A 1,658-nucleotide genomic window follows, 5' to 3' on the forward strand; every position below is an offset into this window, starting at 1 on the left:
TACCTGGTTGATAGGTCGAAGGTGTAAGTGCAGTAATGTATTTAGCTTATCGATACTAATAGGTCGAGGACTTGACCAAAATCATTAACTAAATGATATACAGTTTTCAGAGTATTAACTCTAAAAAGATAAAGATTATGTGGTTATTATAGCAAAGAGGATACACCTGTTCCCATACCGAACACAGAAGTTAAGCTCTTTAGCGCTGATGGTACTTGGAGGGCGACCTCCTGGGAGAGTAAGACGTAGCCACGTAATCTTTTTTTATGTTCAAAATAAAAAATACAAGGAGTTAAAATGAAAACTGAAAAAATAATCGATTTTAAAGAAATCAAGAGATTAAATCTTATAGATCAAAAATCACTAATGGAAAGAGCTTTGAAGTTATCAGAAGAGGTTGGGGAAGTTTCCCAGGCAGTATTGAGTTCATCAAATGTATGTGGGTGTGGATACAAAGAAAAAACAAAAGAAGATATAGTTGAAGAGTGTTTAGACGTAATAATTGTAGCAAGCTCAATAATAAGCCAGAGTTATGATAATGAAATTAATATGGATGAGATAGTTAATATATATAAGAAAAAGCTTAAAAAATGGGAAGAAAAATGCAAAACTATATAAATTTTAAAATATTAGATAACTTAAGTTGATTAAATATAGACTTAAGTTATTTTTATTTATAAAGAATTAGTAATGTAAAATTAATATCATTATACGTAGGAGGTTATACTCATTTTAAGTATATTTTGATTGGTAACAATTTTATTAAATGATCTTTAATCTATTTGTAATAGTATAAAAATTTAATAAAAATATAAATAAGTTAACATAATAGTTGAAGAAATAGAAAAAATATTTTTTATTGAATACTAAAATTTCTAATCAAAGTAGAAAGTGTATATAAAAATATATAATTTAAATAAAAAAATTTAATTAATGATAAATAAATTAGAAATGTGGATAAAAAATAGAAAATCGGTATATAAGCTAAGTCTAGGATGTATATAATGTTAATAACATAAACAAAAATTGTGTATAACTTAAAAAAATAAACTAATTATAAAAAATACTAAAAAAAGTTAAGAAAAAGTATTGACGATATAAAGTATAGGTGGTATAGTAATACATGTCCTTAAGAAAAGGACAAACACGAAAGAGAAACAACAGAAAAGAGTTGACAAAGTAAAATTACTTTGATAAACTAAGGAAGTTGTAAGGAATGAACTTTGAAAATTAAACAGTAGGTTAATTTATACAACTAATGATTCTTAAAGAATCGAAAACAAACCAAGCCAGATATTCAGATAATGATAGTCTGAGCAGGTAACAACTTTTATTTGAGAGTTTGATCCTGGCTCAGGATGAACGCTGGCGGCGTGCCTAACACATGCAAGTCGAGCGATTCTCTTCGGAGAAGAGCGGCGGACGGGTGAGTAACGCGTGGGTAACCTGCCCTGTACACACGGATAACATACCGAAAGGTATGCTAATACGAGATAATATGTGAGAGTCGCATGGCTTTCTCATCAAAGCTTTTGCGGTACAGGATGGACCCGCGTCTGATTAGCTAGTTGGTAAGGTAATGGCTTACCAAGGCGACGATCAGTAGCCGACCTGAGAGGGTGATCGGCCACATTGGAACTGAGACACGGTCCAAACTC

At 30.8% G+C, this 1,658-nt stretch carries 1 protein-coding gene and 3 rRNA genes; all 4 read left to right on the forward strand.

Going from position 1 to position 1,658, the window contains the following annotated elements; all coding sequences use genetic code 11:
* Window positions 1-79, forward strand: a 23S ribosomal RNA gene (locus tag ABHC41_RS14660); the annotation flags it as partial.
* Between the two features lie 59 nt (window positions 80-138).
* Window positions 139-255: ribosomal RNA gene (rrf, locus tag ABHC41_RS14665) — 5S ribosomal RNA — on the forward strand.
* A gap of 42 nt (window positions 256-297) precedes the next feature.
* Complete coding sequence (locus ABHC41_RS14670; protein ID WP_166504683.1) at window positions 298-618, forward strand: MazG-like family protein; 321 nt, start codon at window positions 298-300, stop codon at window positions 616-618.
* A gap of 712 nt (window positions 619-1,330) precedes the next feature.
* Window positions 1,331-1,658: ribosomal RNA gene (locus tag ABHC41_RS14675) — 16S ribosomal RNA — on the forward strand; the annotation flags it as partial.

Origin of the sequence: Romboutsia sp. 1001216sp1, from assembly GCF_039841805.1 — a bacterium.
GTDB classification, from domain to species: domain Bacteria; phylum Bacillota; class Clostridia; order Peptostreptococcales; family Peptostreptococcaceae; genus Romboutsia_C; species Romboutsia_C hominis.

What these genes read in the sequence shown, in the direction of transcription:
- ABHC41_RS14670 (WP_166504683.1), top strand. Translation starts at nt 298, where the DNA reads ATGAAAACTGAAAAAATAATCGATTTTAAAGAAATCAAGAGATTAAAT.